General features: G+C 71.5%; 1 protein-coding gene. It reads right to left on the minus strand.

The window, feature by feature from the left end:
- A partial coding sequence (locus tag DMH12_RS38695; protein WP_125495876.1) for an IS481 family transposase occupies window positions 1-709 on the minus strand: 709 nt, incomplete at both ends.

Genomic DNA, 709 nt, shown 5'->3' on the forward strand with positions numbered 1-709 from the left:
AGTCTGTCAGAGCTTCGGACCGTTCGTGGTTGCTGGTGTAGGGCCGCAGGTAGGCCCACTCATCGAGCAGGGTGCGGTTGAAGCGTTCGACCTTGCCATTGGTCTGCGGCCGGTAGGCGCGGGTGAGTCTGCCGCTCGCGCCGAGGTCGGCCAGGGCGTCGCGCCAGGCGAAGCTCTTGCGGTAGGGCCAGGCGTTGTCGGTCAGCACCCGCTCGACGCGGTCGATGCCGTGGGCCGTGAAGAAGGCGGCGGCCCGGCGGAGGAAGGCGGCGCAGGTGGCGGCTTTCTCGTCGGCGTGGATCTCGCTGTAGGCGAGGCGGGTGTGGTCGTCGACGGCGGAGTGGATGTAGTCGAAGCCCATGCCGCTTCGGGTGACGCGGCCGGCCTGGCGGCCCAGGACCTTGTGGCCGCCGCCGTCGGGGATCCGGCCGAGCTTCTTGACGTCGACGTGGACCAGTTCGCCGGGCCTCTCGCGTTCGTAGCGGCGGATGACCTGTCCGGTGGGCCGGTCCAGGAAGGCCAGGCGGTTGAGGCTGTGGCGGACCAGGATCCGGTGGGTGGTGGAGGCGGGCAGGCCCAGGATCGGGCCGATGCGGGCGGGGCCGAGCTTGCGGTCCTGGCGCAGGCGGCACACCTGGGTCTCGGTCGCCGCCGGGGTACGGTGCGGTGTCGTCAGGGGCCGGCTGGAGCGGTCGTGCAGCCCTTGCTC

This window comes from Streptomyces sp. WAC 04229 (assembly GCF_003947455.1).
Classification (GTDB): domain Bacteria; phylum Actinomycetota; class Actinomycetes; order Streptomycetales; family Streptomycetaceae; genus Streptomyces.